Below are 24,575 nucleotides of genomic sequence, written 5' to 3'. Positions count from 1 at the left end.
GTCATGAAAGCATTAGCAAAACTGAAGGCGGAAGAAGGCATCTGGATGACGGATGCTCCCAAGCCGGAAATGGGTCATAACGATCTGCTGATCAAAATTCGTAAAACGGCGATTTGCGGGACCGACGTCCATATTTACAACTGGGACGAATGGTCGCAAAAAACCATTCCTGTTCCTATGGTTGTGGGCCACGAATACGTGGGTGAAGTGGTCGGCATAGGCCAGGAAGTGAAAGGCTTCAAGATTGGCGATCGCGTTTCCGGCGAAGGGCACATCACCTGTGGACACTGTCGTAACTGCCGCGGCGGGCGTACCCACCTGTGCCGTAACACTACCGGCGTGGGTGTGAACCGCCCTGGCTGTTTTGCTGAGTATTTGGTTATCCCGGCGTTTAATGCGTTCAAGATCCCGGACAATATCTCAGACGACCTGGCTTCCATCTTCGACCCGTTCGGCAACGCAGTGCACACGGCACTTTCGTTCGACCTGGTGGGCGAAGATGTGCTGGTCTCCGGCGCGGGCCCTATCGGGATCATGGCGGCGGCAGTAGCAAAGCATGTCGGTGCGCGTAACGTAGTGATTACCGACGTTAACGAATATCGCCTCGAGCTGGCGCGTGAAATGGGAATCACCCGTGCGGTCAACGTCAGCAAAGAAAGCCTGCAGGACGTGATGAGCGAGCTGGGGATGACCGAAGGGTTTGACGTTGGTCTGGAGATGTCCGGCGCACCACTGGCATTCCGCACCATGCTTGACACCATGAATCACGGTGGCCGTATTGCGATGCTGGGGATCCCGCCGTCAGGTATGTCTATCGACTGGACCAAAGTTATCTTTAAGGGGCTGTTTATTAAAGGTATCTATGGCCGCGAGATGTTTGAAACCTGGTACAAGATGGCCGCCCTGATTCAGTCTGGCCTGGATCTGTCCCCGATTATCACCCACCGCTTCTCTATTGATGAGTTCCAGAAAGGCTTTGACGCGATGCGCTCCGGGCAGTCCGGCAAAGTTATCCTGAGCTGGGATTAATCATTGAACCAGAGGGCATCGCGCCCTCTGGTTTTTTCAATCAGGCCTGTTTGGCCCAACCCTGCCACTGATGTTGGAGATATTTCATCAGCGCGCTCTCGGCAATACTTTCACTGATGACTTTAAAGTAGGTGGTGGCGTACACCGGCTCAAGAGGCTGTTTCGGTTTACACACCTTCACGCCACGGAACGGGTTACGCGGCGGTGGCTGTTTGCCCGGCTGAGTATTATTCGGCGTTGAGGTATCTACCTGTGGCTCATTAAGCAGGCTGCTCGGCCGCACCAGCGTGATATCCGGTGGCAGGTTGTACACCATCTGCTGGAGGACACGAACCGTTGCAGGGTGGGGGTGACCGATGGCGATTGCTGACCCGGTTTTGCGAGCAAGCTGGATAGCGCGATTGAACTGAAAGCGGATATCCGCTTCGTTCTGAGTATCGTCGAGAAACACTTTCCGCTTAATCACTTTGACACGAGTGCCAGCCGCGGCGCGCGTGGCCTGGCTGTTACCGATGGTCATGCTGTCCAGGAAATAGAGATTGTACTGCTCCAGCGACAGCATCACTTTTTGCATACCGAACAGGCTGGAGGTCATCGCGCTGCCCATATGGTTATTCATCCCAACTGCATAAGGGACTTTGTTCACCGCGTCGCGGATAATTCTCTCGATTTCGCTGCTGCTCATGTCCGGGCGGAGCGTATCTTTCTCTAGCGGTTGTTTGCTAAGTGGTGCCATCGGCAGATGGATCAGAACTTCGTGCCCGGCATTATGGGCTTTAGTGGCCATTTCGCGAGCGTGTGGTGCGTTAGGTAGCACGGCGACAGAGACGTTAGTCGGCAGGGCCAGCACCTGGTTTTCCTGTTGAGGACGATAGCCGAAGTCGTCGATGACGATTGAGAGCTTACCGGCCCACGCGGAGGTTGCCAGCATTAGCCCGCTGGCGGCGGCGAAAAAAACGGTGCGGAACTGAGGCAAAACTTATCTTCCCAACCACGGTTGTGGATTCACGGCCTGGCCCTGGCGACGAATTTCGAAATAGAGTGACGGACGGCCCTGGCCGCCACTGCTACCGACCAGTGCAATAGGTTGCCCGGCACGTACCTGGGTGCCGACGCTGACCAACGCGCTCTGGTTGTAGCCGTAGAGACTCATATCGCCTTTACCGTGTTCAATGACGACAACAAGACCATAGCCCTGAAGCCAGTCGGCAAGGATCACGCGTCCGTCGGCAATGGCTTTAACTTCTGTGCCTTCTGACGCCGCAATAACGATACCTTTCCAACGTAGTTCACCTTGCAGCTGTTCGCCATAGCGATGCAGTAACGAACCGCGAACCGGCCAGTATGCCTGCCCACGTGGCGCACCCAAGCCACCTGTTCTCGACACTAATGAACGTTCGCTTTCGGTTGGCTTGTAGGTTGTGCCTTTGTTGGAGGCTTCCTGCTGTTTATTGCGAACCTGCTCTGCTTCGCGTGCCTCACGCTCGGCTCGAGCTTTTGCCGCTGCTTCTGCACGGGCTATCTGATTTTGTAAGCGCGTCTGGTTCTGGCGCATCTCACTCAGCTTCTGCTGATCCTGCTGAATGGAGGATTCCAGGCCTGCCAGCGTCTTTTTGCGTTCGTTGCGGGCGCTCTCCAGTTTGGCCTGTTGCGCCTGCTGGTCATACAGCAAGGTTTGCTGCTCGCTTTGCTTACTTTCCAGCTCGGTTTTCTGCTGTGCGGCTTCTGCTTTGGTCTGTTTTAACTCTTCTATAGTCTGCTGACGCGCAGCATTAAGATAACCGAAATAGGCCTGCAGGCGCTGGCCACGCTGGCTTTCTTCGCCGCTAAGAATCAACTGAATACCAGTATGCTGGCCCTGACGAAACGCCGCATCTAGCTGGGCAGCCAGGTTACGTTCCTGGGTTGCCTGCTGTTTTTGCAGTTTGGCGAGGGAGTTGTTCAGCGTCGCGATTTGATTGTTTAAATCGGCGAGGGTGTTCTGGGTTTCGCGCAGCTTACGGCTGGCCGCGGAAATCGCTTCTTCCTGAGCTTTGAGCTGAGCGAGTAAAACGGAGCGTTGCTGCTGCTGCTGACGCACCGCACGCTCTTTGGCAGCGATATCCTGTTGAATGGATTGCAGCTGCTGCTTGTCGTCAGCGTGGCTGGAAAAAGGCCATAACAAGACGCCAGCGCTAAACACGCTGGCGTAGATAACGGGCTTCACAGCCCATGTCTTTGAAAAAATCGCCTTTCCCCTCATGGGGAGGGATTATTCCACGATGAACAGCGGCTTGCCAGTCATCTCGTGCGGGATTTCCATTCCCATCAGGCTCAACATGGTTGGCGCGATGTCCGAAAGCTTGCCGCCAGCGACAGCTTTCAGGTTTTTTTCACCTACGTAGATCAGCGGGACTGGCAGGCTGGTGTGCGCGGTATGGGCCTGGCCGGTAGCCGGGTCACGCATTTGCTCTGCGTTACCGTGGTCTGCAGTGATCAACAGCTGACCGCCAACGGCCTCAACGGCTTTAACCACCTGAGCGACACAGTTGTCGAGGGCTTCAACGGCGGAAATCGCAGCATCATAGACGCCGGTGTGGCCAACCATGTCACCGTTCGGGTAGTTGCAGATGATGGTGTCGTACTTGCCGCTGTTGATGGCACTCAGCAGCTTATCGGTCAGTTCAGCAGAGCTCATTTCAGGCTGCAAATCGTAGGTTGCCACTTTCGGAGAATTCACCAGGACGCGATCTTCACCCGCGAACGGCTCTTCAACGCCGCCGTTGTAGAAGAAGGTCACGTGAGCGTATTTCTCGGTTTCGGAGATGCGTAACTGAGTTTTATTGTGTTTCGCCATCCACTCACCGAAAGTATTGGTCAGTGACGCTGGTGGGTAAGCGCAGGCCGTTTTAATGTCTGCGGCATATTCAGTCAGCATCACGAAGTCGCCAAACTGCACTACTTTTTTGCGGCTGAAGCCGTCGAAATCGCCGTTAACAAAGGCGCGAGTGATCTGGCGGGCACGGTCAGCACGGAAGTTCATGAAGATTAATGCATCGCCGTCGTTCATAGCAGATTCGGCTTCACCTGCGGCGCGAATCACGGTTGGCTTAACGAATTCATCGTTTTCGTCACGAGCGTAAGCGGCTTCCAGTCCAGCAACAGCATTGTCTGCCTGGAATTCACCTTTGGCCTGAGTCATCAGGTCGTAAGCCAGCTCAACGCGATCCCAGCGGTTGTCGCGGTCCATAGCGTAGTAACGGCCAATCAGGGTGGCAACGCGGCCTTTGCCCAGCTCAGCGAACTTGTCGGCAAATTTCTTCAGGGAAGACTCTGCGCTGCGTGGCGGCGTGTCACGGCCATCAAGGAAAGCATGCAGATAAATAGCCTCAGCGCCTCGCTCGGCCGCCAGCTCGATCATCGCCAGAATATGGTCTTCATGGCTGTGAACGCCACCGGGAGAAACCAGACCCATGATATGTACCGCTTTACCGGCGGCAACGGCTTTGTCTACAGCACCGGTCAGGACCGGATTAGCAAAGAAAGCACGTTCTTTAATTTCAACGTCCAGGCGAGTCAGATCCTGGTAGACGATGCGGCCGGCACCGAGGTTGACGTGGCCCACTTCGGAGTTACCCATTTGCCCGTCTGGCAGGCCGACTTCCAGGCCTGATGCGTTGATCAGGGTATGCGGGCGCTGGGCCCACAGGCTATCCATCACCGGCGTTTTAGCATTAAGAATCGCGTTATCCTGCTGCTCTTCCCGGTGGCCATAGCCATCGAGAATGACCAGGACCATAGGTTTTTTAGTAACCGACATTGCAACAACCTCTGAGTCTAAGACAAAATTTGCGTAATTTTACTACAGCCGATCCAGGCGAATAGCCGCAGAAGATCAAAGAAAGAGGTTGGATGGCGATCGGATTTCATCAGTCTGGTTCTTTTTTTCCGTAACAGCCCGCAGAATCCACATAACATTATTCAGACTGGCTGTAATTGCCACAACGCGAAGGTATACTCCCCACCTGGTTTTCTCATCATTACTTAGTCGGGAGTTATTACCCCCCATGCAAGAAATTATGCAATTCGTTGGTCGCCACCCCATACTTAGTCTGGCGTGGGTTGGCCTGCTGGCCGCGGTACTTTTCATGACCTTTAAAGGCCTGGCTTCTAAAGTTAAAGTGATCACTCGTGGTGAAGCCACTCGCTTAATTAACAAAGAAGATGCGGTGGTGGTTGATGTGCGCCAGCGTGACGACTTCCGTAAAGGCCACATTGCAAATTCACTGAACGTGCTGCCAACTGAAATCAAAAATGGCAACTTGGGTGAACTTGAAAAACATAAAGCGAAGCCCATTATTGTGGTATGCGCTAACGGTGTTTCTTCACAAGAATCAGCGGCTTTGTTGCACAAGGCTGGTTTTGAGCAGGTTGCGCTGCTAAAAGAAGGTATTGCCGGCTGGAGCGCGGAAAACCTGCCGCTGGTTCGCGGTAAATAATCTGGAAAACTGAGGTAAACCATGGCGAATATTGAGATCTATACCAAAGCGACTTGTCCTTTTTGCCACCGTGCAAAAGCCCTGCTGAACGAAAAAGGCGTGGCGTTTCAGGAATTACCTATTGATGGTGATGCCGCTAAGCGGGAAGAGATGATCAAACGCAGTGGTCGCACCACGGTACCGCAGATTTTTATTGACGCACAGCACATTGGCGGTTGCGATGACTTGTACGCACTGGATGCGCGTGGTGGACTCGATCCCCTGCTGAGCTAGTGCGGTTTGTCTGCCGTGTATCGCAGAGTAAGGACGTTTAAATTTAAGGGTTAAAAATGTCAGAACAAAACAATACAGAAATGGGTTTCCAGATTCAGCGTGTTTACACCAAGGATGTCTCTTTCGAAGCACCTAACGCACCGCACGTTTTCCAGAAAGACTGGCAGCCGGAAGTAAAACTGGATCTGGATACTGCATCCAGCCAACTGGCTGAAAATGTTTATGAAGTTGTGCTGCGCGTAACCGTGACCGCTACGCTGGGTGAAGACACCGCTTTCCTGTGTGAAGTTCAGCAGGCGGGTATCTTCTCCGTTGACGGTATCGAAGGCACGCAGCTGGCGCATTGCCTGGGCGCATACTGCCCGAACATTCTGTTCCCATATGCGCGTGAATGTATCACTAGCCTGGTTTCTCGCGGCACTTTCCCGCAGCTGAACCTTGCACCGGTTAACTTCGATGCGTTGTTCATGAACTATCTGCAGCAGCAAGCTGGCGAAGGTGCTGAAAACCATCAGGATGCCTGATGAACAGCCTTAATGCTTCAATGACTGTTATCGGTGCCGGCTCTTACGGCACCGCTCTCGCAATCACCCTTGCGAGAAATGGCCACCACGTTGTGTTATGGGGCCATGATGCCAAACATATTGCCACGCTGCAGGCCGATCGCTGCAATGCGGCTTTCCTGCCCGATGTCCCTTTTCCCGACACTTTACATCTTGAGAGTGATTTAGCCGTAGCGTTGGCCGCCAGCCGTAATATTCTGGTGGTTGTACCGAGCCATGTGTTTGGGCAAGTGTTGCGCCAAATCAAGCCACTGATGCGCCCGGATGCACGTATTGTGTGGGCGACAAAAGGGCTGGAAGCTGAAACGGGTCGCCTACTGCAGGATGTTGCCCGTGAGGCGCTGGGGGATGATGTTCCCCTGGCCGTCATTTCTGGCCCAACATTCGCGAAAGAGCTGGCAGCAGGTTTACCGACGGCGATTGCGCTTGCGGCAACCGATGACCAGTTTGCGGATGACCTCCAACATCTTCTGCACTGCGGTAAAAGCTTCCGTGTCTACAGCAATCCTGATTTCATCGGCGTTCAGCTTGGAGGTGCGGTTAAAAACGTTATCGCTATTGGCGCAGGGATGTCGGACGGCATCGGGTTTGGCGCCAATGCGCGTACCGCGCTTATCACCCGTGGTCTCGCGGAGATGACTCGCCTTGGCAGCGCGCTCGGTGCTTCGCCGGAAACCTTTATGGGCATGGCCGGTTTGGGCGATCTGGTGCTGACCTGTACTGACAACCAGTCCCGCAACCGTCGCTTTGGCATGATGCTCGGTCAGGGAATGGATGTAGATGGAGCACAACAAAAGATTGGCCAGGTGGTTGAAGGCTATCGCAATACCAAAGAAGTTCGCGAGCTGGCGGCTCGGGTAGGCGTCGAAATGCCAATAACCGAGGAAATTTATCAGGTATTGTATTGCGGAAAAAATGCGCGCGAGGCAGCATTAACGTTGCTTGGTCGTACTCGTAAGGATGAACGAAGCGGCAAATGAAGGATCGCCTAATACACCGCAATAACTGAAACGTCCCGACCCTGGTGTCGGGCGTTGTTTTTCTGTCTGGAGAGAGCAATGTCGTCTGAAGAACTGGATTTGGTGTGGAGCAATATTAAAGCCGAAGCGCGAGCGCTTGCGGATTGTGAACCCATGTTGGCCAGTTTTTATCATGCGACGCTCCTCAAGCACGATAATCTTGGAAACGCGCTCAGCTACATGTTAGCCAATAAACTGGCTTCGCCGATTATGCCGGCCATTGCCATTCGCGAAGTGGTTGAAGAGGCCTACGCTGCCGATCCGCAGATGATTGCCTCTGCCGCTTGCGACATCCAGGCGGTGCGTACGCGTGACCCTGCGGTAGACAAGTATTCAACGCCGCTGCTTTATCTTAAAGGCTTCCATGCGCTGCAGGCGTATCGCATTGGCCATTGGCTTTGGCTGCAGGGGCGACAGGCGCTGGCTATCTTCTTGCAGAACCAGGTCTCCGTCTCTTTCCAGGTTGATATTCACCCAGCGGCAAAAATTGGGTGCGGGATTATGCTTGACCATGCCACCGGGATTGTCATTGGTGAGACTGCGGTCGTCGAAAACGATGTGTCTATTCTGCAATCAGTCACCCTGGGCGGTACCGGTAAAACCAGTGGCGATCGCCATCCGAAAATCCGTGAAGGCGTAATGATTGGTGCGGGTGCCAAGATCCTCGGCAATATTGAGGTCGGAACCGGCGCAAAAATTGGCGCAGGCTCCGTCGTGCTACAGCCTGTTCCACCGCATACAACGGCAGCTGGCGTGCCGGCGCGAATCGTGGGTACGCCGGGAAGTGACAAGCCAGCGATAGATATGGATCAGCACTTCAACGGCGCAGGCTTTGAATACGGCGACGGCATTTAGCTTCTGAGAACAGCGCCTTGATACCCTAGCTGGCGCCAGGCCTCATAGACCACCACGGACACCGAGTTAGAGAGGTTCATGCTGCGGCTGTCCGGCATCATGGGAATGCGAATCTTTTGTTCTGGCGGCATGGCGTTCAATATCTCAGCGGGTAGCCCGCGAGTTTCCGGGCCAAACATCAAATAATCCCCAGCCTGATAGCTCACAGCACTGTGGGCGGGTGTTCCTTTGGTTGTTAATGCAAACAGGCGCTGAGGGTTTTCGGCTTCCAGAAAGGCGTTATAGTCGCGATGGCGCAGCACTGTCGTAAATTCGTGATAATCCAGCCCCGCGCGACGTAGGCGTTTATCATCCCAGGGAAAGCCCATTGGCTCGATGATGTGCAGGCGGAAACCAGTGTTGGCGCACAGGCGGATAATGTTCCCGGTATTGGGCGGGATTTCTGGCTCAAACAAAACGATATTTAACATACAACCCCCATCAACTAGGGGCGCAGAATAGCAAAATAGCGCCTGAGCAGAAATGAAAACAGGCTCCGTAGAGCCTGTTATTGCGAATGTTTATCCTGTTTGTCAGCGGTGATAAAGCGGCAGCCAGAGCGTCAGGCGCAGGCCGCCTAGCGGGCTGTCGTCAGCTTTTACCCAGCCACGATGCTGCTGCACGGCGGTTTCCACGATAGCCAGACCGAGACCTGTCCCCCCTGATTCGCGATCGCGCGCTTCATCCGTACGATAAAACGGACGGAAAATCTGCTCTCTGTCTTCCGGACTGACGCCTGGGCCGTCATCGTCAACGGTGACGGTAATGCCCTGATTATCGACGGAGAAATTCACAGCTATCTTGGTGTGCGAGTAACGCAGAGCATTGCGAACAATATTCTCCAGCGCACTTTCCAGGGCATTTGGGTTACCGTACATCAACCACGGACCCGGCGGGTAGGTGACTTCCAACGACTTACCCATTTGCTCGGCTTCAAACGCAGCGTTATCCAGCATTTCTGACCAGATTTGGTTCGCTTTCATTGTTTCGCTGACCAGCGCATTTTTTTGCTGATTGCGCGACATCACCAGCAGGTCATTAATCATGCCGTCCAGACGCTGGGCTTCTGTTTCTATGCGCCCCAACTCTTTGCTCTCACCGCTGCGGCGACGCAGTAGCGCGGTTCCAAGCTGCAGGCGGGTCAGCGGCGTGCGGAGTTCATGGGAGATATCCGAGAGCAACCTCTGCTGCGCCGTCATCATTCGCTCCAACGCAGTCACCATTTGGTTGAAGCTCGCGCCCGCGGCCTGAAATTCCTGTGGCCCAGCCTCGAGTTCTGGATGCTGACGTAGGTTGCCCTGGGCGACTTCATCTGCTGCATTCTTGAGCTTGCGGGCAGGTTTCGCAAGGCTCCAGGCCAGCCAAAGTAATAGCGGAGAACTTACCAGCATGGTGACAATTAGCAGCAGTAAAGGCCGGTCGAACAGCAGGTTGATAAAGTCAGATTGAGAGCTGCTGGCCGGGCGAATCAGGTAAAGTTGGTAGTTATCTTCACCATCTCGCACCGAAAATGGGCCAACCAGCTCAACTCGCCCATATTTCTTTTTCTGGGGATGATCGGCGTTATCGGACTGGCCGATAAAGTTACGGATGATCTGCATTTCGTTGCGTTGGGCGCCAATGACGCGCCCTTCGCTGGTGACCAGCAGCAAACGCTGGCCTGGAGGTGCCCATTTGTCGATGGCACGGAACAGACGCCGCCACCACATCAAATCATTCGGTGGATCGGTTGCCAGTTCAGCTTCGACGTGTTGCTCAATCATGTAGCCCTGACGTTGCTCATTTTCCATCAGCTCGGTCATCTGGCGTGAATCCAGCTTCGGCAGCATCAAAACTAACATCAGTACCAGAGCCAGTGTCAGCCAGAAGATGGCAAAAATGCGCGCGGTAAGACTACTTATCATGAAGCGGAAACCATCAGATAGCCGCGACCACGTAAGGTTTTAAACCACGGATGACCGTCTTTGCGATCCGGCAATTTACGACGCAAGTTGGAAATATGCATGTCTATGGCGCGGTCGAACGGTGTTAAGCGTTTACCCAATACTTCCTGGCTCAGATGTTCACGAGAAACCACCTGGCCCAGATGCTGAGCGAGGAGATACAGCAGCGTAAACTCTGTGCCGGTTAAGTCCAGCGCTTGTCCGTCGAAACTCGCTTCCTGGCGGCCTGGATTGAGGCTCAGCCCATCGACTTCTACCGTCGGTGAACTGCTGTCGCTGTTTTGTTGCTGCTCGCTCCAGTGTGAACGACGCAGGATGGCGCGAATACGGGCGACCAGCTCACGATCGTTAAAGGGTTTTGGTAAGTAGTCATCGGCACCCAGCTCAAGGCCGAGTACACGGTCAAGTTCGCTACCGCGAGCGGTAAGCATAATGACGGGTGTCTGGTGTGTCTGGCGAAGTTCTTTCAACGTATCAATACCGTTTTTCTTGGGCATCATTACGTCAAGCAATAACAGGTCGATGCTGTCGTCCAGAAGCGTCAACGCTTGCTCACCATCGTGAGCAACAATCACGTCAAAACCTTCCATGTCGAGCAATTCCTTTAGCAGGGAAGTCAGCTCTCGGTCATCATCAACTAACAGGATTTTATTCATTGTGAAATTACCTCCGAGGCAGAAATTACGTCATCAAGGCGCGCTAATCCATGACTTTACGTTGTTTTACACCCCCTGACGCTAGTTTGCAGCGGGAATCGTAGACTGGCTCTCGTTGAATCGCAGCACACACAGATTTCGGGAGCAAGTGATGCGCAATGTTACCGCTGTCGTCATGGCCTCAACACTGGCGCTTATCTCTTTAGCCAGCTCGGCCGATGATTTGCCGACCGGCGTTAACTGGCCACAAAGCGATAATCTGGCAAAACGAAACAACGCTCAGAACCACATGTTTGACGGCATAAGTTTGACTGAGCAACAGCGCCAACAGATGCGAGATCTTATGCACCGGGCAAGGCATGATAGCCCACCCGTTAATGTTAGCGAAATGGAGATCATGCATCGTCTGATCACCGCCGATAAATTTGATGAAGTGGCAGTGAAAGCTCAGGCTGAAAAAATGGCACAAGAACAGGTTGCCCGCCAGGTCGAAATGGCAAAAGTACGCAACCAAATGTACCACTTACTCAGTCCGGAACAGCAAGCCGCTTTAAATGAGAAACACCAGCAGCGCATGGACAATCTCCGTGAACTGTCGGAACTGCAGCAGGGTGTTTCGCTGCAGGCCATGAGTAGTAGCAGTACCCGTAGTAACCAGTAACAAACCCTGTTTTCCTTGCCATAGACACCATCCCTGTCTTCCCCGCCTCACCAGGCGGGTTTTTTTTGCCTGACGCTCAGGCCTGATCCGCTATACTACCCGCATTCACCTGCGGGAGCCCCGATGAATCAACAATATGGGCAGCTGGTTAGCCGGGCTGCAATCGCGGCGACCGTCATGGCGTCGTTGCTACTGTTAATAAAAATTTTCGCCTGGTGGTATACCGGCTCGGTCAGTATTCTGGCGGCGCTGGTGGACTCCCTTGTCGATATCGCAGCTTCATTGACGAACTTGCTTGTGGTGCGTTATTCACTCCAGCCCGCAGACGAAGAACATACATTCGGTCACGGCAAAGCGGAATCGCTGGCCGCTCTCGCACAAAGCATGTTCATCTCAGGCTCGGCCCTGTTCCTGTTTTTAACCGGTATTCAGCATCTGGCTGACCCTTCACCGATGAAAGATCCTGGCATTGGCGTGGCAGTGACGATTGTGGCGCTGATAAGCACCTTAGTTTTGGTGACGTTCCAGCGCTGGGTGGTACGAAAAACACAAAGCCAGGCCGTCCGGGCCGATATGCTTCATTATCAGTCTGATGTTATGATGAATGGCGCAATTCTTATTGCGCTGGCCCTTTCCTGGTATGGTTGGCATCGTGCTGATTCGTTGTTTGCTTTGGGTATTGGCGTGTACATTTTGTATAGCGCGCTGCAAATGGGTTATGAAGCCGTGCAATCGCTGCTTGATCGTGCGTTACCAGACGAGGAACGTCAGGCTATTATTGATATCGTGAACGCGTGGCCCGGTGTCAGAGGGGCCCACGATCTCCGAACGCGGCAGTCAGGGCCGACCCGCTTTATACAGCTTCATATTGAGATGGAAGATAATTTACCGCTGGTTCAGGCGCATGTTGTGGCTGAACAGGTGGAGCAGGCGATTCTGCAGCGTTTCCCAGGATCGGATGTGATTATCCACCAGGATCCTTGCTCTGTTGTTCCGACGGGACGGCAGGGGCATTTCGAGCTTTAGTTTTACGTTGGAAAGTTGGCGCTGGCTGGCAGTTTTTGCATAATGTACCGCCATTTGGCCTGACCTGAATCAATTCAGCTGGGAGCCGTTGTTATACTATTTGGGCAGCGTCGAAGCTTCGGATTGCCCGCAGCGTTTTCCGGCAACAGGATTAATTTTGCTTTCAAAGTTCAGAGGTAGTCATGATCAAAAAAATTGGTGTGTTGACGAGTGGCGGTGATGCGCCGGGCATGAACGCGGCTATCCGCGGTGTGGTGCGTGCAGCGCTGTCAGAAGGTTTGGAAGTCATGGGTGTCTATGATGGCTACCTGGGTCTGTACGAAGATCGCATGGTGCAACTGGACCGCTACAGCGTGTCCGACATGATCAACCGTGGCGGTACATTCCTCGGCTCCGCTCGCTTCCCTGAGTTCCGCGATGAAAACATTCGCGCCGTGGCTATCGAAAACCTGAAAAAACGCGGCATTGATGCGCTGGTGGTTATTGGCGGTGACGGTTCTTACATGGGGGCGATGCGCCTGACCGAAATGGGTTTCCCTTGCATCGGCCTGCCAGGCACTATCGATAATGATATCAAAGGTACCGATTACACCATCGGTTACTTCACTGCGCTGGAAACCGTGGTTGAAGCGATTGACCGCCTGCGCGATACCTCCTCTTCACATCAGCGTATCTCCATCGTTGAAGTGATGGGGCGTTACTGCGGCGACCTGACTCTGGCTGCGGCTATCGCCGGCGGCTGTGAGTTTGTGGTGCTGCCGGAAGTTGAATTCAGCCGTGAAGATCTGGTGGCAGAAATCAAAGCTGGGATTGCGAAAGGTAAGAAACACGCCATTGTGGCTATTACCGAGCACATTTGCGATGTTGATGAACTGGCTAAATACATCGAAACCGAAACCAAACGCGAAACCCGTGCTACCGTTCTGGGTCACATCCAGCGCGGGGGGTCTCCGGTAGCGTATGACCGTATCCTGGCATCCCGCATGGGTTCCTACTCTATCGAACTGCTGCTGCAGGGCTTCGGCGGTCGCTGCGTCGGCATTCAGAACGAAAAATTAGTTCACCATGACATCATCGACGCGATTGAAAACATGAAGCGTCCGTTCAAAGGTGACTGGCTGGATTGCGCTAAAAAGCTGTACTAAGCCAGGTTGCTGTCAGTGAAAACCGGGCATAGCCCGGTTTTTTATTGCCTGTTATATCGCCAAAAGTTATAGCCAATCTTTTTTTATTCTTTAATCCTTGAAATAGTTTCTGGCAGGCTGGTCGCATCAAACTTCATAAAGAGAGCGGGCGATGAACAAGTGGGGCGTGGGTTTAACATTACTTTTGGCTTCTGGTGGCGTACTGGCGAAGGATATTCAGTTACTCAACGTGTCTTACGATCCGACTCGTGAACTGTATGAAGAATACAACAAAGCGTTCAGCGCTCACTGGAAGCAGCAAACCGGTGATACTGTCACCGTGCGCCAGTCACATGGCGGATCCGGAAAACAGGCAACGTCGGTCATCAATGGTATTGAAGCCGACGTCGTAACCCTGGCGCTGGCCTATGACGTTGATGCCATCGCCGAGCGCGGCCGCATTGATAAAAACTGGATCAAGCGCCTGCCGGACAACTCTGCGCCTTATACATCCACCATCGTATTCCTGGTGCGCAAAGGCAACCCTAAACAAATTCATGACTGGAACGACCTGATCAAACCGGGTGTTTCTGTCATCACGCCAAACCCAAAAAGTTCCGGCGGCGCGCGTTGGAACTATTTAGCTGCATGGGGCTATGCGCTGCACCACAACAATAACGATCAGGCGAAAGCGCAGGACTTCGTTAAAGCCTTATTCAAAAACGTAGAGGTGCTGGACTCTGGTGCCCGTGGTTCGACTAACACTTTTGTGGAACGCGGGATTGGCGATGTGCTGATCGCGTGGGAAAACGAGGCTCTGCTGGCCACCAACGAGCTGGGTAAAGACAAATTCGAGATTGTGACGCCGAGTGAATCTATCCTTGCGGAGCCAACCGTGTCGGTGGTGGACAAGGTTGTTGAGAAGAAAGGGACTCAGGCCGTGGCCGAAGCCTACCTGAAGTATCTTTACTCGCCTGAAGGTCAGGAGATTGCGGCGAAGAATTACTACCGTCCGCGCGATCCGGAAGTCGCGAAGAAATACGAAAAAGTGTTCCCGAAACTTAAGCTCTACACGATAGATGAAGAGTTTGGCGGCTGGACCAAAGCGCAGCAGGATCACTTCTCTAACGGTGGAAGCTTCGACCAAATCAGCAAGCGTTAATCTCCCCATGCTTGCCGGCTAGAGACCCGCGGGCGCGTAAATTAAGAGAACCCGGTAGATTAAGGCTGCCGGGTTTTTTTATTGTATTTTTTTCATATTACGCGCCATCTTAAATTCCAGGTGGCTTTTTTTTGATCAAAATCACACTCTCATGCCTTGTCCGCGTATCTCATATTGAAATAATGTGAAATCCATCAAAAGACATAAAAGCATACCTTTATATCTTTTATCATTGGCGTACTCTCCTCCCTGACGCTATCCCCGTGCTGTTCGGCTACAGATACCGTTAAAAATTATTTATTTCACGCAGTTATCTCTTCTCCTGTTCGACATTCTTGCGCCTGAAGGTGCCAAAGGAATACCGATATGAAACTGTCAATCGTGGAAAAAGTGGGGTTTGGCGCCGGGGATATGGCGATTAACGTAGTGATTGTGGCCATGCAGCTCCTGTTGGCCTATTTCTATACCGATATCTATGGCCTTAAGGCTGCAGATGTTGGCATTTTATTGATTGTTGTCCGCATGATCGATGCTTTTATCGATCCGGCAATGGGCATGCTAACCGATAAGATATCCACCCGCTGGGGGCGCTATCGCCCGTGGCTGATTTGGTTTGCGGTTCCATTCGGCTTTGCCGTGTACCTCATGTTTATTACGCCGGACGTGGCTTATACAGCAAAACTGGCATGGGCCTATTTCACCTATATCCTGATGACCGTGGTCTATACCGCGATCACCATTCCCTATATTTCGCTGATTGGCGTGATCAGTCACGATCCTGTCGAACGACTGAGTGCCAATGGCTACCGTTTCGTCATGACAAAAATTGCTGCGTTTTTAGTCACTATCGTTGTGCCTATGCTGGCGGTTTGGCTGGGGCAGGGCAGCAAAGCGCATGGCTACCAGCTTTCTATGGGACTGATGGGGGCGATGGGCACCCTTCTCTTTGTTTTTTGCTTTTTTACCACCCGAGAGCGTAGCGAACCGGAATTACCGTCGCTGAGCATAAAACAGCAGTTTGCTAATTTACTGCGTAACGACCAGTGGTTGATTCTGGGGGGCGTGATCATGCTGCTGATGTGTGGCTACGTGATTCGCGGTTCTGTCGCGGCTTATTATGCAAAGTATTATCTTGGCGGTGGTGATGCCCTGATATCTCCCTTCCTGACGACCGGCGTGGTCGCTTCTATTCTGGCTATGGTCGCCACCACCTGGGTGACCAAGTATTGGGACAAAATAAAAATGTTCCGCTACACCCAGCTGATCACTTTTGCCCTGAGCTTTGCGATGTATTTCTGCGTTGGCCAGCAAAGCCTGGTCCTGGCATTCATCTTCTACTTCCTGATTAACTTCTTCTGTGACATGCAAATGCCGGTGTTTTGGTCCTCGATTGCTGAAGCGGTGGATTATGGCGAGAAGAAGACGGGGCTGCGGGTATCAGGCCTGGCCTTCGGCGGCATCCTGTTCTTCCAGAAATTTGGGATGGGCATTGCGGGCGGAGTACTTGGGTTCTTGCTTAGCCACTTTGGTTATCAGGCCGACGTTCAGCAGAGTGCGCGGTCGCTGGCCGGTATCGCCCTGATGATGACGATGATCCCGGCGCTGTTCCACCTGGCCGTCGGGTTATTAATGAAAAAGTACCTGATCAATAACCATTACTACCGTGATATTCAGGCCGATCTGGCTCACCGCGAGGCCTGAGGAGGGCTTTATGCATCAACGCAACAAGGTTTGGGTCATTGGTGATGCTTCGGTGGATCTGGTGCCTGAGCAGGTTAATACCTACCTGAAATGCCCGGGTGGCGCCTCGGCAAATGTCGCGGTTTGCGTTGCGCGACTGGGAGGGAACTGCGGATTTATTGGCTGCCTTGGTGATGATGATGCCGGGCATTTTCTGCAGCATACGCTCCGCGATGATGGCGTTGATGTCACTGCATTGCGCCTCGATCCACGGCAGACCAGTGCGGTACTGATTGTGAACCTCACGCCTGAGGGAGAACGTAGCTTTACTTATCTGGTTCACCCTGGGGCTGATGCCTTTGTTTCTCCTCAGGATCTTCCCACGTTTTCGGCCGAACAGTGGTTTTACTTCAGCTCAATAGGGCTGACTGAGAGTCCGGCCCGGGAAGCCTGCCTGACAGGTGCCAGACGGATAAAAGCAGCCGGGGGGCATGTGATGTTTGACGTCAACCTGCGCCTCAATATGTGGCGAGATGCAGGCGAAATCAGGCCACTGTTGGCCGAAGCCATTGGTCTGGCGTCTATCTGCAAAGTCTCAGCGGAAGAGCTTTGCTGGCTGGGTGAGGTAGAGCATTGGCAGGATGCCCGCCACCTTATTCATGACATGGGCTGCGCGACGACCATTATCTCCCTCGGCGAGCAGGGAGCCCTGCTGATCTCGCCGGAGGGAGAGTTTAGCTTTCCTGCGCCGAAAATCACGGTGGTAGATACCACTGGGGCAGGAGATGCCTTTGTGGGCGCGCTGCTTTACACGCTTTCCCGGTCGGGAAGCTGGGATCACCGCCAGCTTGTGGAAGCCATTGAAAACGCCAACGTCTGTGGCGCCATGGCGGTCACGGCAAAAGGGGCAATGACGGCATTGCCTTACCCGGAACAGTTTGCGGCTTTTAAAGCCAGCCATCCGATAAAAATAACCTCAACCCTTCAGGAGTGATGTATGAACGTTGAACACAATAAAATTCTTGGGTGCCTGATTGGCGCTGCTGCCGCTGATGCCATGGGCGCGGCAACCGAGGTGCGAACTCAACAGCAGATTCGCGATTATTTTGGTGGCTGGGTAACCGGTTTTGAAAAGCCGCCGGCCGATACCTTTGGCCGTTGCAACGAAGCAGGGATGTGTACCGACGACTTTATACAGGCAAAATACATCATTGATGCCCTGCTAAATCATCAGCGTAAAGTGAGCGATGGGGCAATGCGCGAAGCATTCCAACGCTGGCTGGATTACCCGTTTTACGCCAACTTTACCGGCCCAACAACCCGTGCTGCGATGAAAGCCATTTTCAACGATAACCGCGCATCACTTCAGGGGGAGCTGGAGGGCGAAAAGCAATCCGTGCAGATAGTGAACAAGGGCAATGCGGAAGCGACCAACGGCGCGGCGATGAAAATTTGGCCAGCTGCGGTGCTGCACCCGGGCAATATAGAAGCTGCTATCCAGTCCGCGCTGGACATCACGCGCTTTACCCATAATAACGTTCTGGCGATGTCCGGTGCGGCGGCGATGGCGGCCGCGACCAGCGAAGCACTGCAAAACACCACTAGCGCAGAAAGTATTATTGCTGCCGGTATTTATGGTGCAGACCGTGGCTATGCGCTGGCACAGGAGCAAGGCGCTATGATGGTGGCAGGGCCTTCTGTGGCGAGGCGTATAGAGCTTGCCGTGTCCATCGGTAAGCGTCACCTGAGCTGGGAAACGGCGATTGTTGAACTGGCGGATATTATTGGTTCCGGGCTGCATGTGAGCGAGGCGGTGCCTGCCGCATTTGGCCTGTTCGCTTGTTGTCCGAATTCTGCCGTTGATGCTATTATTTCCGGCGTTAACATCGGCAATGATACCGATACCGTCGCCACCATGGTTGGGGCACTTTCCGGCGCTTTCCATGGTGCTGATGCTTTCCCTGTCGATTATTTGACTACCGTTGATCGCATGAATCATTTCGATTTGGCAGAACTCGCCAGGCAGATTACAGGCTAACGTTGTGCGCTGTGGGGCGGTCATGCCGTCCCCGTCTGGCAGACTTTGAGGTAAGCAGCTTGCAGGTAGATAAGACGAGTTTTACTCCGCTATACAAACAGTTGTTTTACATCATCTGCCAGCAAATCCAAAGCGGTGCTCTGCCGCTGGGGAGCCAGCTTCCCACGCAAAAAGCATTGGCTCAGACCTATAATGTTTCACTGATTGTGGTTAAGCAGGCCTGGAGTGAATTGATTGGCGCCGGGATTATCACTTCTCAACGCGGTAGCGGATCGGTGGTCAGCGCCGTGCCGGAAGGAGTGAGTTACGGGCACACCTTCCGTGGAATTACGACCGATCTGCGCGATGCCAGCGTAGCGGTTGAAAACCGTATTCTTGATATCTCCCCGCGCCGCGCACGTGATGCCCAGGAGGATGGGCTCAGTTTGCCCGCCCACCACCACTATCTCTATATTTCACGCATTCGCAGCCTGAATAACCGCCCGTTCAACCATGAGAAAATCTACCTCGATCTCTCTTTCTTTCCTGGCTTAACGTTGACGGCAGAGGCGCTGGAAAATGCTTCGCTTTACAGCCTGTTGAAGGTGAAAAGCGACTCTGCGATCGAAAAAGTAGATGCGATTTTGCCGGGGGCCGATCTCTGCGAAAAACTGCAAATCGAACAGAATAAACCGCTACTTTCGGTAGCCCGCCAGACTTTTATGGCCGGGGAAGCCCGGCCCTTTGAATATTGCCGCTATTACGTTCTCTCTGACTATTTCGGTGAGATTCATTACCACTAGGAGACAGGTATGTCGCTCTGGTTGTCAGATCCGCTTGTCCTGCCCGGCATTATTATCCTTATTACCATTGTCCTTTGGGCCACTTCGGCACTCCCCGAATACCTGACCGCTTTGTTATTTTTCGCCGCAGCGATGGTGGCGAAGATAGCCCCGGCCGAGGTGATTTTTAGTGGTTTTGCCTCGTCGGCTTTCTGGCTGGTGTTCAGCGGTTTTGTGCTGGGGATTGCGATTCGCAAAACGGGTCTGGCCGATCGAGTTGCGCGGGCGCTGTCCGCACGGCTGAGTGACTCCTGGCTACATATGGTCGGCAGCGTCGTGCTACTCAGCTATGCGCTGGCATTTGTTATGCCTTCAAATATGGGACGCATTGCCCTACTGATGCCAATTGTTGCGGCGATGGCGAAAAGAGCGTCCATCGGCGACGGTACCCGCGCCTGGTACGGTCTGGCGCTGGCCGTGGGGTTTGGTACTTTCCAGCTATCGGCTACGATCTTACCCGCAAATGTGCCGAATCTGGTGATGAGCGGGGCGGCGGAAGGGTCTTATGGCCTTCATCTTAACTATCTGCCTTATTTACTGCTGCACACTCCGGTGCTTGGCATTCTGAAAGGAGTAGTGCTGATAGGTCTGATTGCCTGGCTATTTCCTGGTAAACCGTTGCCGCCAAAGCAAATTGAGAGTCCAGGACCGATGAGCCCTGAAGAAAAACGGCTGGCGTGGCTGCTGGTCGTTGTGCTCGGGCTGTGGGTGACGGAAAGTTGGCACGGTGTTGGTCCTGCATGGATAGGACTGATTGCCGCCTGTATGACGCTGTTGCCGCGCGTGGGGTTTATCTCTGGCGAGGAGTTTGCCAGCGGTGTGAATGTGCGCACCTGCTTCTACGTGGCGGGCATTTTGGCGCTGGCCACGACCGTGACGCATATCGGCCTTGGGGCGCTTGTGGGCGAAAAGCTAATGGCGATTATGCCACTGGATGCCAGCAGGCCGTTCACCAGTTTTGCCGCGCTAACCGGTATCACCAGCCTGCTCAACTTCATCGTCACTGCGAACGGCGTTCCCGCACTCTATACCACTTTTGCCGAAAGCTTCTCGCAGGCGACCGGTTTCCCACTGTTGTCGGTGATTATGATTCAGGTACTGGGGTACTCAACGCCACTCCTGCCGTATATGGCGTCGCCGATTGTGGTGGCGATGGGGCTGGGAAAAGTCCCGGCAAGGGAAGGGATGAAGCTATGCCTGGCGCTGGCCGTGGTGACATTTTTGATTTTGCTGCCGCTAGATTATGGCTGGTTCCTGTTGCTGCATAAACTCTAAAAAAAACGGCTCCGCTTGCGGAGCCGTTCATCAATATTATTCGCGTAATTACGCTTTTTTCGCTTCAGCTGCTGCTTTAACGATCACCGCGAAAGCGTCAGCTTTCAGGGATGCACCGCCAACCAGCGCGCCGTCGATGTCCGGCTGAGCAAACAGCTCTGCTGCGTTTTTATCGTTAACGGAACCGCCGTACTGGATGATCACTTGCTCAGCCACTTTCGCGTCAGCTTTAGCAATGTGGTCACGGATAAATTTGTGTACCGCCTGTGCCTGAGCTGGGGTTGCAGATTTACCGGTACCGATAGCCCAGATTGGTTCGTAAGCGATTACCGCACCTTCGAATGCTGCTGCGCCCTGAGTTTTCAGCACGGCGTCGATCTGGCGTGCACAAACTTCTTCGGTTTTACCCGCTTCGTTTTCAGCTTCGCTTTCACCGATGCACAGAACTGGCACCAGGCCTGCTGCTTTCAGCACGGCGAATTTCTTAGCGATGAACTCATCAGACTCAGCGTGATAGGTACGACGCTCAGAGTGACCGATGATGATGTATTTAGCCCCGATATCTTTCAGCATCTCTGCAGAAACTTCACCGGTAAACGCGCCGGACAGGTTAACGTCTACGTTCTGCGCGCCAAGAATGATGTGGCTACCGGAAGCAGCGTGTTTCGCCAGGTCCAGGTACATGGTTGGTGGGGCGATAGCCACGCCGCAGCCTTCCACGCCAGACAGCTCTTTACGCAGGTTAGCAACAAGCTCGTTAACCATGTGTTTGCTGCCGTTCAGTTTCCAGTTACCCATCACTAAAGGATGTCGCATTTTAATTCTCCACGCGGTAAGCAATAAAAAGAATCACTGCCCGTCGGGCAGCTTGGTCTGTGAAACAGTATAGAGAGTCGGCGGGCGAAAGGCTTTGCTTTTTGTCATTTATTCGCCGCTGTTTAGCGTCTCAGATAGCGTTAGCTTAATCGGTTCAACGGCGAAAGTTAGCCCCTTTTCACCGTTATCTGCCACGACATAGCGAATAGCACCGTCGTTCTGCGCGAAATAGCGTTTATTTTTGCCGTCGCTGAGCAGTTTGGTCAGCTTCTGCTGGCTTTGCGCTTTGGAAAGCGTTGGCGTGAAGCTGCGGATGATCGCGGCCATGTATTCCAGCGCTTTGCCACGGGCGGCTTTTTGCTCCGGCCCCTGAATGGGTAGCCAGGTTATCTGCATCGACTTAATTTTTAGGGTGCCGAGTTCCAGTGCCACAGAAGCATAAAGGTTTTCGTTGATCTTGGTAGCGGCGCGAGTCAGATTGGCTTTGTCGCGGCTCTTCTCCACGGAGCGAAATTCGTTCAGCGGCAGCGACGGATTATCAATATCAAATTTGCCACGAAACTGGGTAATGGTCAGATCGAAAGTGGGTGCGCCAGGCAGCAGATAAGGCGCCGCCGGAAGCTGAGAAACTGCGTCTGACGCAGGATCTGCCCGGCTCACCGCCAAAGGCAGCGCCAGCAGCACGAGGGCAGGCAGCAGGTATTTCATCGACACACTTCTCCTGATGGGTTCATCATCCCGATTAAATCGGCAATCCGTTGGCTTGTCAAAACGGGCGGTGACCAGGGTACACTACGCCGCGATAAAATAATAAGGACCTTACCCATGACCATACAGCAATGGTTGTTCTCTTTTAAAGGGCGTATTGGACGCCGCGATTTTTGGATTTGGATCGGCGCGTGGATAGTCGGGCTGATTATTCTGTTTACCCTGGCCGGGGCCGAAATCATGCCGTATTCCACGGCGGGCTTCTTCCTCACCGGCTCGCTGATTCCAACTGCGGCGGTGATTGTGAAGCGCCTGCATGACAGGGATAAAAAAGGCTGGTGGGCGTTGCTCTTTATTCCTGCCTGGCTGCTGGTGGCGGGAAACTGGGAAACCTTTGGCACCTTGTGGCAGTGGGGATTGGGGCGTTTTATCCCGACGCTGATTTTCGTCATGGTGCTGATGGACCTGGGCGCTTTTGTTGGCACCCAGGGTGAAAACCGTTTCGGGAAAGAGACCAGCGAAGTTAAATTCCGCTGATTTACCAGTAATGCTCGGCGGTCATGTGGCCAGGCCTGCGGCGCAGATGTTTGGCCATCTGCCGGGTATCTTTCAAGAGCTGTTGCGTGTCACGCACCATTTGTGGGTTACCGCATAGCATCACATGGCTGGTTTCAATATCCATCGGTAAACCAACGGCGGCCTCCAGCTCACCGCTTTCTATCAGCGCCGGAACACGCCCGGTGAGCGAACCTGTGACCGTTTCGCGGCTGACCACGGTTTGAATACGCAGTTTGCCCTGGTAGCGTTCTTGTAGTTCAAGCATCAGCGGCAGATAGCTTAAATCATTGGCATAGCGGACCGCATGGAGCAGCACGATATTCTCAAAACGTTCAAGGTCTTTGCCTTCCTGCAGGATTGAAAGATAAGGCCCCAGCGCGGTGCCGGTCGCCAGCATCCAGAGTGTTTTGCACTCAGGAATTTCTTCCAGCACAAAGAACCCGGCGGCTTCGCTTACCAGCTGCACTTCATCGCCAGGCTTGAGCGCATGCAGACGTGGGCTGAGTTTCCCTTCGGGAACGGTGACCAGATAGAACTCGAGATCGGGATTACTGGGGGCATTCACGTAGGAGTAGGCGCGCTGTACGCGTTCGCCGTCAATTTCCAGCCCAAGCTTGGTAAATTGCCCGGCGGTAAACGCATGCACTGGCGCATGAACCGTCAGGCTGAAGAGAGAATCCGTCCAGTTTTGAATTCTGGTAACTTTACCTGTAACCCACTCCGCCATGTTGAACTCCCGTCGTTGCTTTTTACCTATCTTCACCAGAATGTGGCAGCATTTCCAGCCCAAACGAGCCGGAAAGCTCGAACCAACAAACGAGAAACGTTACAGAATATGCTTCTGTACCTCGGTATCTTTACGATCGAGATAATGAATAGACTGAATGCGGCGGATCGTACGGGATTTACCGCGAATCAGCAGCGTCTCCGTGGTGGCCATATTGCCTTTACGGGTGATCCCTTCCAGCAGATCGCCTTTGGTGATGCCGGTAGCGGAGAAAATAACGTTGTCGTTACGCGCCATTTCATCGAGCTTCAGCACGCGTTCAGCCTCAATGCCCATTGCTTTGCAGCGCGCCAGTTCCTGTTCGCCGATGCGGCGATTCTCTTCGCTGTCGCCTTTTACGTGGTGGCGAGCCAGCAGGCGGCCCTGCATGTCGCCGTCCAGCGCGCGGATTACTGCCGCTGAAACCACACCTTCCGGCGCACCGCCGATGCCGTAGAGGACATCCACTTCGCTGTCCGGCATGCAGGTCAAAATAGAAGCCGCTACGTCGCCATCGGGAATAGCGAACACGCGCACGCCAAGCTTTTGCATCTCTTTGATCGTTTCGTCGTGACGTGGCTTGGCCAGAATGGTTACGGTCAATTCGCTAAGCGGTTTTTCCAGCGCAGCGGCGATGCGGTGAAGATTGTCCTCGAGGCTGAGATTAAGGTCGATGACGCCTTTGGCTCCAGGCCCAACAATCAGTTTTTCCATATACATATCGGGCGCATTGAGGAACGTGCCTTTATCTCCCACCGCGAGCACAGCCAGAGCGTTGGCCTGGCCCATCGCCGTCATGCGCGTACCTTCGATGGGGTCAACGGCAATATCTACCGCGTCGCCTTTCCCTGTCCCGACTTTTTCACCAATGTAGAGCATCGGCGCTTCGTCAATTTCGCCTTCGCCAATGACGATCTCACCGTCGATATTGATCTGGTTAAGGACGATACGCATGGCGTTTACCGCTGCGCCGTCGGCGACATTTTTATCGCCGCGGCCAAGCCATTTGTAGCCAGCAAGGGCGGCGGCTTCGGTCACGCGGGAAAATTCGATGGCAAGTTCTCGTTTCATAGCAGACTCATTTA

General features: G+C 53.5%; 26 protein-coding genes. 16 read left to right on the top strand and 10 right to left on the bottom strand.

Annotation, left to right across the window (positions count from 1 at the left end; genetic code table 11):
• Positions 1-3: 3 nt before the first annotated feature.
• The gene (tdh, locus tag ACR6JA_RS19300) at positions 4-1,029 is read left to right on the top strand and encodes an L-threonine 3-dehydrogenase (protein ID WP_494494296.1); all 1,026 of its coding nucleotides are present in this window, start codon (positions 4-6) and stop codon (positions 1,027-1,029) included.
• Positions 1,030-1,069: 40 nt separating this feature from the next.
• Here tdh and ACR6JA_RS19295 read toward each other — a convergent pair whose 3' ends face one another.
• From ACR6JA_RS19295 to gpmM, 3 genes are read right to left on the bottom strand one after another with little or no spacing between them, the layout of a single operon-like run.
• Positions 1,070-1,960 carry a divergent polysaccharide deacetylase family protein gene (locus ACR6JA_RS19295; RefSeq protein ID WP_494494316.1) on the bottom strand — a complete coding sequence of 297 codons (891 nt, stop codon included), beginning with the start codon at positions 1,958-1,960 and terminating at the stop codon, positions 1,070-1,072.
• A gap of 48 nt (positions 1,961-2,008) precedes the next feature.
• On the bottom strand, positions 2,009-3,271 hold the full coding sequence (gene envC, locus ACR6JA_RS19290; RefSeq protein WP_213716138.1) for a murein hydrolase activator EnvC: 1,263 nt from the start codon (positions 3,269-3,271) through the stop codon (positions 2,009-2,011).
• Positions 3,272-3,280: 9 nt separating this feature from the next.
• Positions 3,281-4,828, bottom strand: coding sequence for a 2,3-bisphosphoglycerate-independent phosphoglycerate mutase (gene gpmM / locus ACR6JA_RS19285; protein ID WP_213716137.1), 1,548 nt, complete (start codon positions 4,826-4,828; stop codon positions 3,281-3,283).
• A gap of 247 nt (positions 4,829-5,075) precedes the next feature.
• Between gpmM and ACR6JA_RS19280 the strand changes: the two genes are divergently transcribed.
• The 5 genes from ACR6JA_RS19280 to cysE all read left to right on the top strand — a co-directional run bounded on the left by ACR6JA_RS19280 (position 5,076) and on the right by cysE (position 8,217).
• Positions 5,076-5,507: a rhodanese-like domain-containing protein gene (locus tag ACR6JA_RS19280; protein ID WP_494494295.1), complete on the top strand. Its 432-nt coding sequence runs from the start codon at positions 5,076-5,078 to the stop codon at positions 5,505-5,507.
• A 21-nt stretch (positions 5,508-5,528) separates the two neighbouring features.
• Positions 5,529-5,780: a glutaredoxin 3 gene (gene grxC / locus ACR6JA_RS19275; RefSeq protein ID WP_008457480.1), complete on the top strand. Its 252-nt coding sequence runs from the start codon at positions 5,529-5,531 to the stop codon at positions 5,778-5,780.
• Between the two features lie 56 nt (positions 5,781-5,836).
• Positions 5,837-6,304: a protein-export chaperone SecB gene (gene secB, locus ACR6JA_RS19270; RefSeq protein ID WP_008457481.1), complete on the top strand. Its 468-nt coding sequence runs from the start codon at positions 5,837-5,839 to the stop codon at positions 6,302-6,304.
• The gene (gene gpsA, locus ACR6JA_RS19265) at positions 6,304-7,323 is read left to right on the top strand and encodes an NAD(P)H-dependent glycerol-3-phosphate dehydrogenase (protein WP_312745750.1); all 1,020 of its coding nucleotides are present in this window, start codon (positions 6,304-6,306) and stop codon (positions 7,321-7,323) included. The genes secB and gpsA overlap by 1 nt, the downstream gene beginning before the upstream one ends.
• 78 nt (positions 7,324-7,401) lie before the next feature.
• Positions 7,402-8,217 carry a serine O-acetyltransferase gene (cysE, locus tag ACR6JA_RS19260; RefSeq protein ID WP_008457483.1) on the top strand — a complete coding sequence of 272 codons (816 nt, stop codon included), beginning with the start codon at positions 7,402-7,404 and terminating at the stop codon, positions 8,215-8,217.
• Here cysE and trmL read toward each other — a convergent pair.
• The 3 genes from trmL to cpxR all read right to left on the bottom strand — a co-directional run bounded on the left by trmL (position 8,214) and on the right by cpxR (position 10,855).
• Positions 8,214-8,687, bottom strand: a complete 474-nt coding sequence (gene trmL, locus ACR6JA_RS19255; RefSeq protein ID WP_008457484.1) for a tRNA (uridine(34)/cytosine(34)/5-carboxymethylaminomethyluridine(34)-2'-O)-methyltransferase TrmL — start codon at positions 8,685-8,687, stop codon at positions 8,214-8,216. The genes cysE and trmL overlap by 4 nt on opposite strands.
• 102 nt (positions 8,688-8,789) lie before the next feature.
• Positions 8,790-10,160 carry an envelope stress sensor histidine kinase CpxA gene (gene cpxA, locus ACR6JA_RS19250; RefSeq protein ID WP_213716135.1) on the bottom strand — a complete coding sequence of 457 codons (1,371 nt, stop codon included), beginning with the start codon at positions 10,158-10,160 and terminating at the stop codon, positions 8,790-8,792.
• Entirely contained in the window at positions 10,157-10,855 is a 699-nt protein-coding gene (cpxR, locus tag ACR6JA_RS19245) for an envelope stress response regulator transcription factor CpxR (protein ID WP_008457487.1), read from the bottom strand. The genes cpxA and cpxR overlap by 4 nt, the downstream gene beginning before the upstream one ends.
• Positions 10,856-11,006: 151 nt before the next feature.
• On the opposite strand from cpxR, the gene cpxP reads away from it, so the two are divergent.
• From cpxP to ACR6JA_RS19200, 9 genes are all read left to right on the top strand, one after another.
• Positions 11,007-11,516 (top strand): cell-envelope stress modulator CpxP, encoded by a 510-nt coding sequence (cpxP, locus tag ACR6JA_RS19240; protein WP_494494294.1) that lies wholly within the window; start codon positions 11,007-11,009, stop codon positions 11,514-11,516.
• A gap of 123 nt (positions 11,517-11,639) precedes the next feature.
• Complete coding sequence (gene fieF / locus ACR6JA_RS19235; RefSeq protein ID WP_213716134.1) at positions 11,640-12,542, top strand: CDF family cation-efflux transporter FieF; 903 nt, start codon at positions 11,640-11,642, stop codon at positions 12,540-12,542.
• A 182-nt stretch (positions 12,543-12,724) separates the two neighbouring features.
• Positions 12,725-13,687 carry a 6-phosphofructokinase gene (gene pfkA, locus ACR6JA_RS19230; protein ID WP_085542166.1) on the top strand — a complete coding sequence of 321 codons (963 nt, stop codon included), beginning with the start codon at positions 12,725-12,727 and terminating at the stop codon, positions 13,685-13,687.
• Positions 13,688-13,838: 151 nt separating this feature from the next.
• On the top strand, positions 13,839-14,828 hold the full coding sequence (locus ACR6JA_RS19225) for a sulfate ABC transporter substrate-binding protein (RefSeq protein WP_039299158.1): 990 nt from the start codon (positions 13,839-13,841) through the stop codon (positions 14,826-14,828).
• 366 nt (positions 14,829-15,194) lie between these two features.
• On the top strand, positions 15,195-16,529 hold the full coding sequence (locus ACR6JA_RS19220; protein WP_494494293.1) for an MFS transporter: 1,335 nt from the start codon (positions 15,195-15,197) through the stop codon (positions 16,527-16,529).
• 10 nt (positions 16,530-16,539) lie between these two features.
• A complete protein-coding gene (locus tag ACR6JA_RS19215; RefSeq protein ID WP_494494292.1) occupies positions 16,540-17,502 on the top strand; it encodes a PfkB family carbohydrate kinase in 963 nt (320 codons plus the stop codon).
• A gap of 3 nt (positions 17,503-17,505) precedes the next feature.
• Positions 17,506-18,546 carry an ADP-ribosylglycohydrolase family protein gene (locus ACR6JA_RS19210; protein WP_494494291.1) on the top strand — a complete coding sequence of 347 codons (1,041 nt, stop codon included), beginning with the start codon at positions 17,506-17,508 and terminating at the stop codon, positions 18,544-18,546.
• A gap of 59 nt (positions 18,547-18,605) precedes the next feature.
• Positions 18,606-19,328: a GntR family transcriptional regulator gene (locus ACR6JA_RS19205; protein WP_494494290.1), complete on the top strand. Its 723-nt coding sequence runs from the start codon at positions 18,606-18,608 to the stop codon at positions 19,326-19,328.
• Positions 19,329-19,337: 9 nt separating this feature from the next.
• On the top strand, positions 19,338-20,642 hold the full coding sequence (locus ACR6JA_RS19200; RefSeq protein WP_494494289.1) for an SLC13 family permease: 1,305 nt from the start codon (positions 19,338-19,340) through the stop codon (positions 20,640-20,642).
• Between the two features lie 48 nt (positions 20,643-20,690).
• Here ACR6JA_RS19200 and tpiA read toward each other — a convergent pair whose 3' ends face one another.
• Positions 20,691-21,458, bottom strand: coding sequence for a triose-phosphate isomerase (tpiA, locus tag ACR6JA_RS19195; protein ID WP_008457509.1), 768 nt, complete (start codon positions 21,456-21,458; stop codon positions 20,691-20,693).
• 108 nt (positions 21,459-21,566) lie between these two features.
• On the bottom strand, positions 21,567-22,166 hold the full coding sequence (locus ACR6JA_RS19190; protein WP_213716169.1) for a DUF1454 family protein: 600 nt from the start codon (positions 22,164-22,166) through the stop codon (positions 21,567-21,569).
• Positions 22,167-22,283: 117 nt separating this feature from the next.
• On the opposite strand from ACR6JA_RS19190, the gene ACR6JA_RS19185 reads away from it, so the two are divergent.
• On the top strand, positions 22,284-22,703 hold the full coding sequence (locus ACR6JA_RS19185; RefSeq protein ID WP_008457512.1) for a DUF805 domain-containing protein: 420 nt from the start codon (positions 22,284-22,286) through the stop codon (positions 22,701-22,703).
• A gap of 1 nt (position 22,704) precedes the next feature.
• Here the strand turns inward: ACR6JA_RS19185 and fpr are convergent, their stop codons facing one another.
• Positions 22,705-23,451, bottom strand: coding sequence for a ferredoxin--NADP(+) reductase (gene fpr, locus ACR6JA_RS19180; protein WP_494494288.1), 747 nt, complete (start codon positions 23,449-23,451; stop codon positions 22,705-22,707).
• Positions 23,452-23,550: 99 nt separating this feature from the next.
• Positions 23,551-24,561 (bottom strand): class II fructose-bisphosphatase, encoded by a 1,011-nt coding sequence (gene glpX, locus ACR6JA_RS19175; RefSeq protein WP_213716132.1) that lies wholly within the window; start codon positions 24,559-24,561, stop codon positions 23,551-23,553.
• Positions 24,562-24,575: the final 14 nt, after the last annotated feature.

The sequence above is a fragment of the Cedecea sp. B1(4) genome (genome assembly GCF_059414925.1).
This window is presented reverse-complemented; position numbering and strand designations above follow the sequence as displayed.

Excerpts from the sequence above, each read along its gene's own strand:
- tdh (WP_494494296.1), top strand. The coding sequence starts at position 4 with ATGAAAGCATTAGCAAAACTGAAGGCGGAAGAAGGCATCTGGATGACG.
- ACR6JA_RS19295 (WP_494494316.1), bottom strand. The coding sequence starts at position 1,960 with ATGCTGGCAACCTCCGCGTGGGCCGGTAAGCTCTCAATCGTCATCGAC.
- envC (WP_213716138.1), bottom strand. The coding sequence starts at position 3,271 with ATGAGGGGAAAGGCGATTTTTTCAAAGACATGGGCTGTGAAGCCCGTT.
- gpmM (WP_213716137.1), bottom strand. The coding sequence starts at position 4,828 with ATGTCGGTTACTAAAAAACCTATGGTCCTGGTCATTCTCGATGGCTAT.
- ACR6JA_RS19280 (WP_494494295.1), top strand. The coding sequence starts at position 5,076 with ATGCAAGAAATTATGCAATTCGTTGGTCGCCACCCCATACTTAGTCTG.
- grxC (WP_008457480.1), top strand. The coding sequence starts at position 5,529 with ATGGCGAATATTGAGATCTATACCAAAGCGACTTGTCCTTTTTGCCAC.
- secB (WP_008457481.1), top strand. The coding sequence starts at position 5,837 with ATGTCAGAACAAAACAATACAGAAATGGGTTTCCAGATTCAGCGTGTT.
- gpsA (WP_312745750.1), top strand. The coding sequence starts at position 6,304 with ATGAACAGCCTTAATGCTTCAATGACTGTTATCGGTGCCGGCTCTTAC.
- cysE (WP_008457483.1), top strand. The coding sequence starts at position 7,402 with ATGTCGTCTGAAGAACTGGATTTGGTGTGGAGCAATATTAAAGCCGAA.
- trmL (WP_008457484.1), bottom strand. The coding sequence starts at position 8,687 with ATGTTAAATATCGTTTTGTTTGAGCCAGAAATCCCGCCCAATACCGGG.
- cpxA (WP_213716135.1), bottom strand. The coding sequence starts at position 10,160 with ATGATAAGTAGTCTTACCGCGCGCATTTTTGCCATCTTCTGGCTGACA.
- cpxR (WP_008457487.1), bottom strand. The coding sequence starts at position 10,855 with ATGAATAAAATCCTGTTAGTTGATGATGACCGAGAGCTGACTTCCCTG.
- cpxP (WP_494494294.1), top strand. The coding sequence starts at position 11,007 with ATGCGCAATGTTACCGCTGTCGTCATGGCCTCAACACTGGCGCTTATC.
- fieF (WP_213716134.1), top strand. The coding sequence starts at position 11,640 with ATGAATCAACAATATGGGCAGCTGGTTAGCCGGGCTGCAATCGCGGCG.
- pfkA (WP_085542166.1), top strand. The coding sequence starts at position 12,725 with ATGATCAAAAAAATTGGTGTGTTGACGAGTGGCGGTGATGCGCCGGGC.
- ACR6JA_RS19225 (WP_039299158.1), top strand. The coding sequence starts at position 13,839 with ATGAACAAGTGGGGCGTGGGTTTAACATTACTTTTGGCTTCTGGTGGC.
- ACR6JA_RS19220 (WP_494494293.1), top strand. The coding sequence starts at position 15,195 with ATGAAACTGTCAATCGTGGAAAAAGTGGGGTTTGGCGCCGGGGATATG.
- ACR6JA_RS19215 (WP_494494292.1), top strand. The coding sequence starts at position 16,540 with ATGCATCAACGCAACAAGGTTTGGGTCATTGGTGATGCTTCGGTGGAT.
- ACR6JA_RS19210 (WP_494494291.1), top strand. The coding sequence starts at position 17,506 with ATGAACGTTGAACACAATAAAATTCTTGGGTGCCTGATTGGCGCTGCT.
- ACR6JA_RS19200 (WP_494494289.1), top strand. The coding sequence starts at position 19,338 with ATGTCGCTCTGGTTGTCAGATCCGCTTGTCCTGCCCGGCATTATTATC.
- tpiA (WP_008457509.1), bottom strand. The coding sequence starts at position 21,458 with ATGCGACATCCTTTAGTGATGGGTAACTGGAAACTGAACGGCAGCAAA.
- ACR6JA_RS19190 (WP_213716169.1), bottom strand. The coding sequence starts at position 22,166 with ATGAAATACCTGCTGCCTGCCCTCGTGCTGCTGGCGCTGCCTTTGGCG.
- ACR6JA_RS19185 (WP_008457512.1), top strand. The coding sequence starts at position 22,284 with ATGACCATACAGCAATGGTTGTTCTCTTTTAAAGGGCGTATTGGACGC.
- fpr (WP_494494288.1), bottom strand. The coding sequence starts at position 23,451 with ATGGCGGAGTGGGTTACAGGTAAAGTTACCAGAATTCAAAACTGGACG.
- glpX (WP_213716132.1), bottom strand. The coding sequence starts at position 24,561 with ATGAAACGAGAACTTGCCATCGAATTTTCCCGCGTGACCGAAGCCGCC.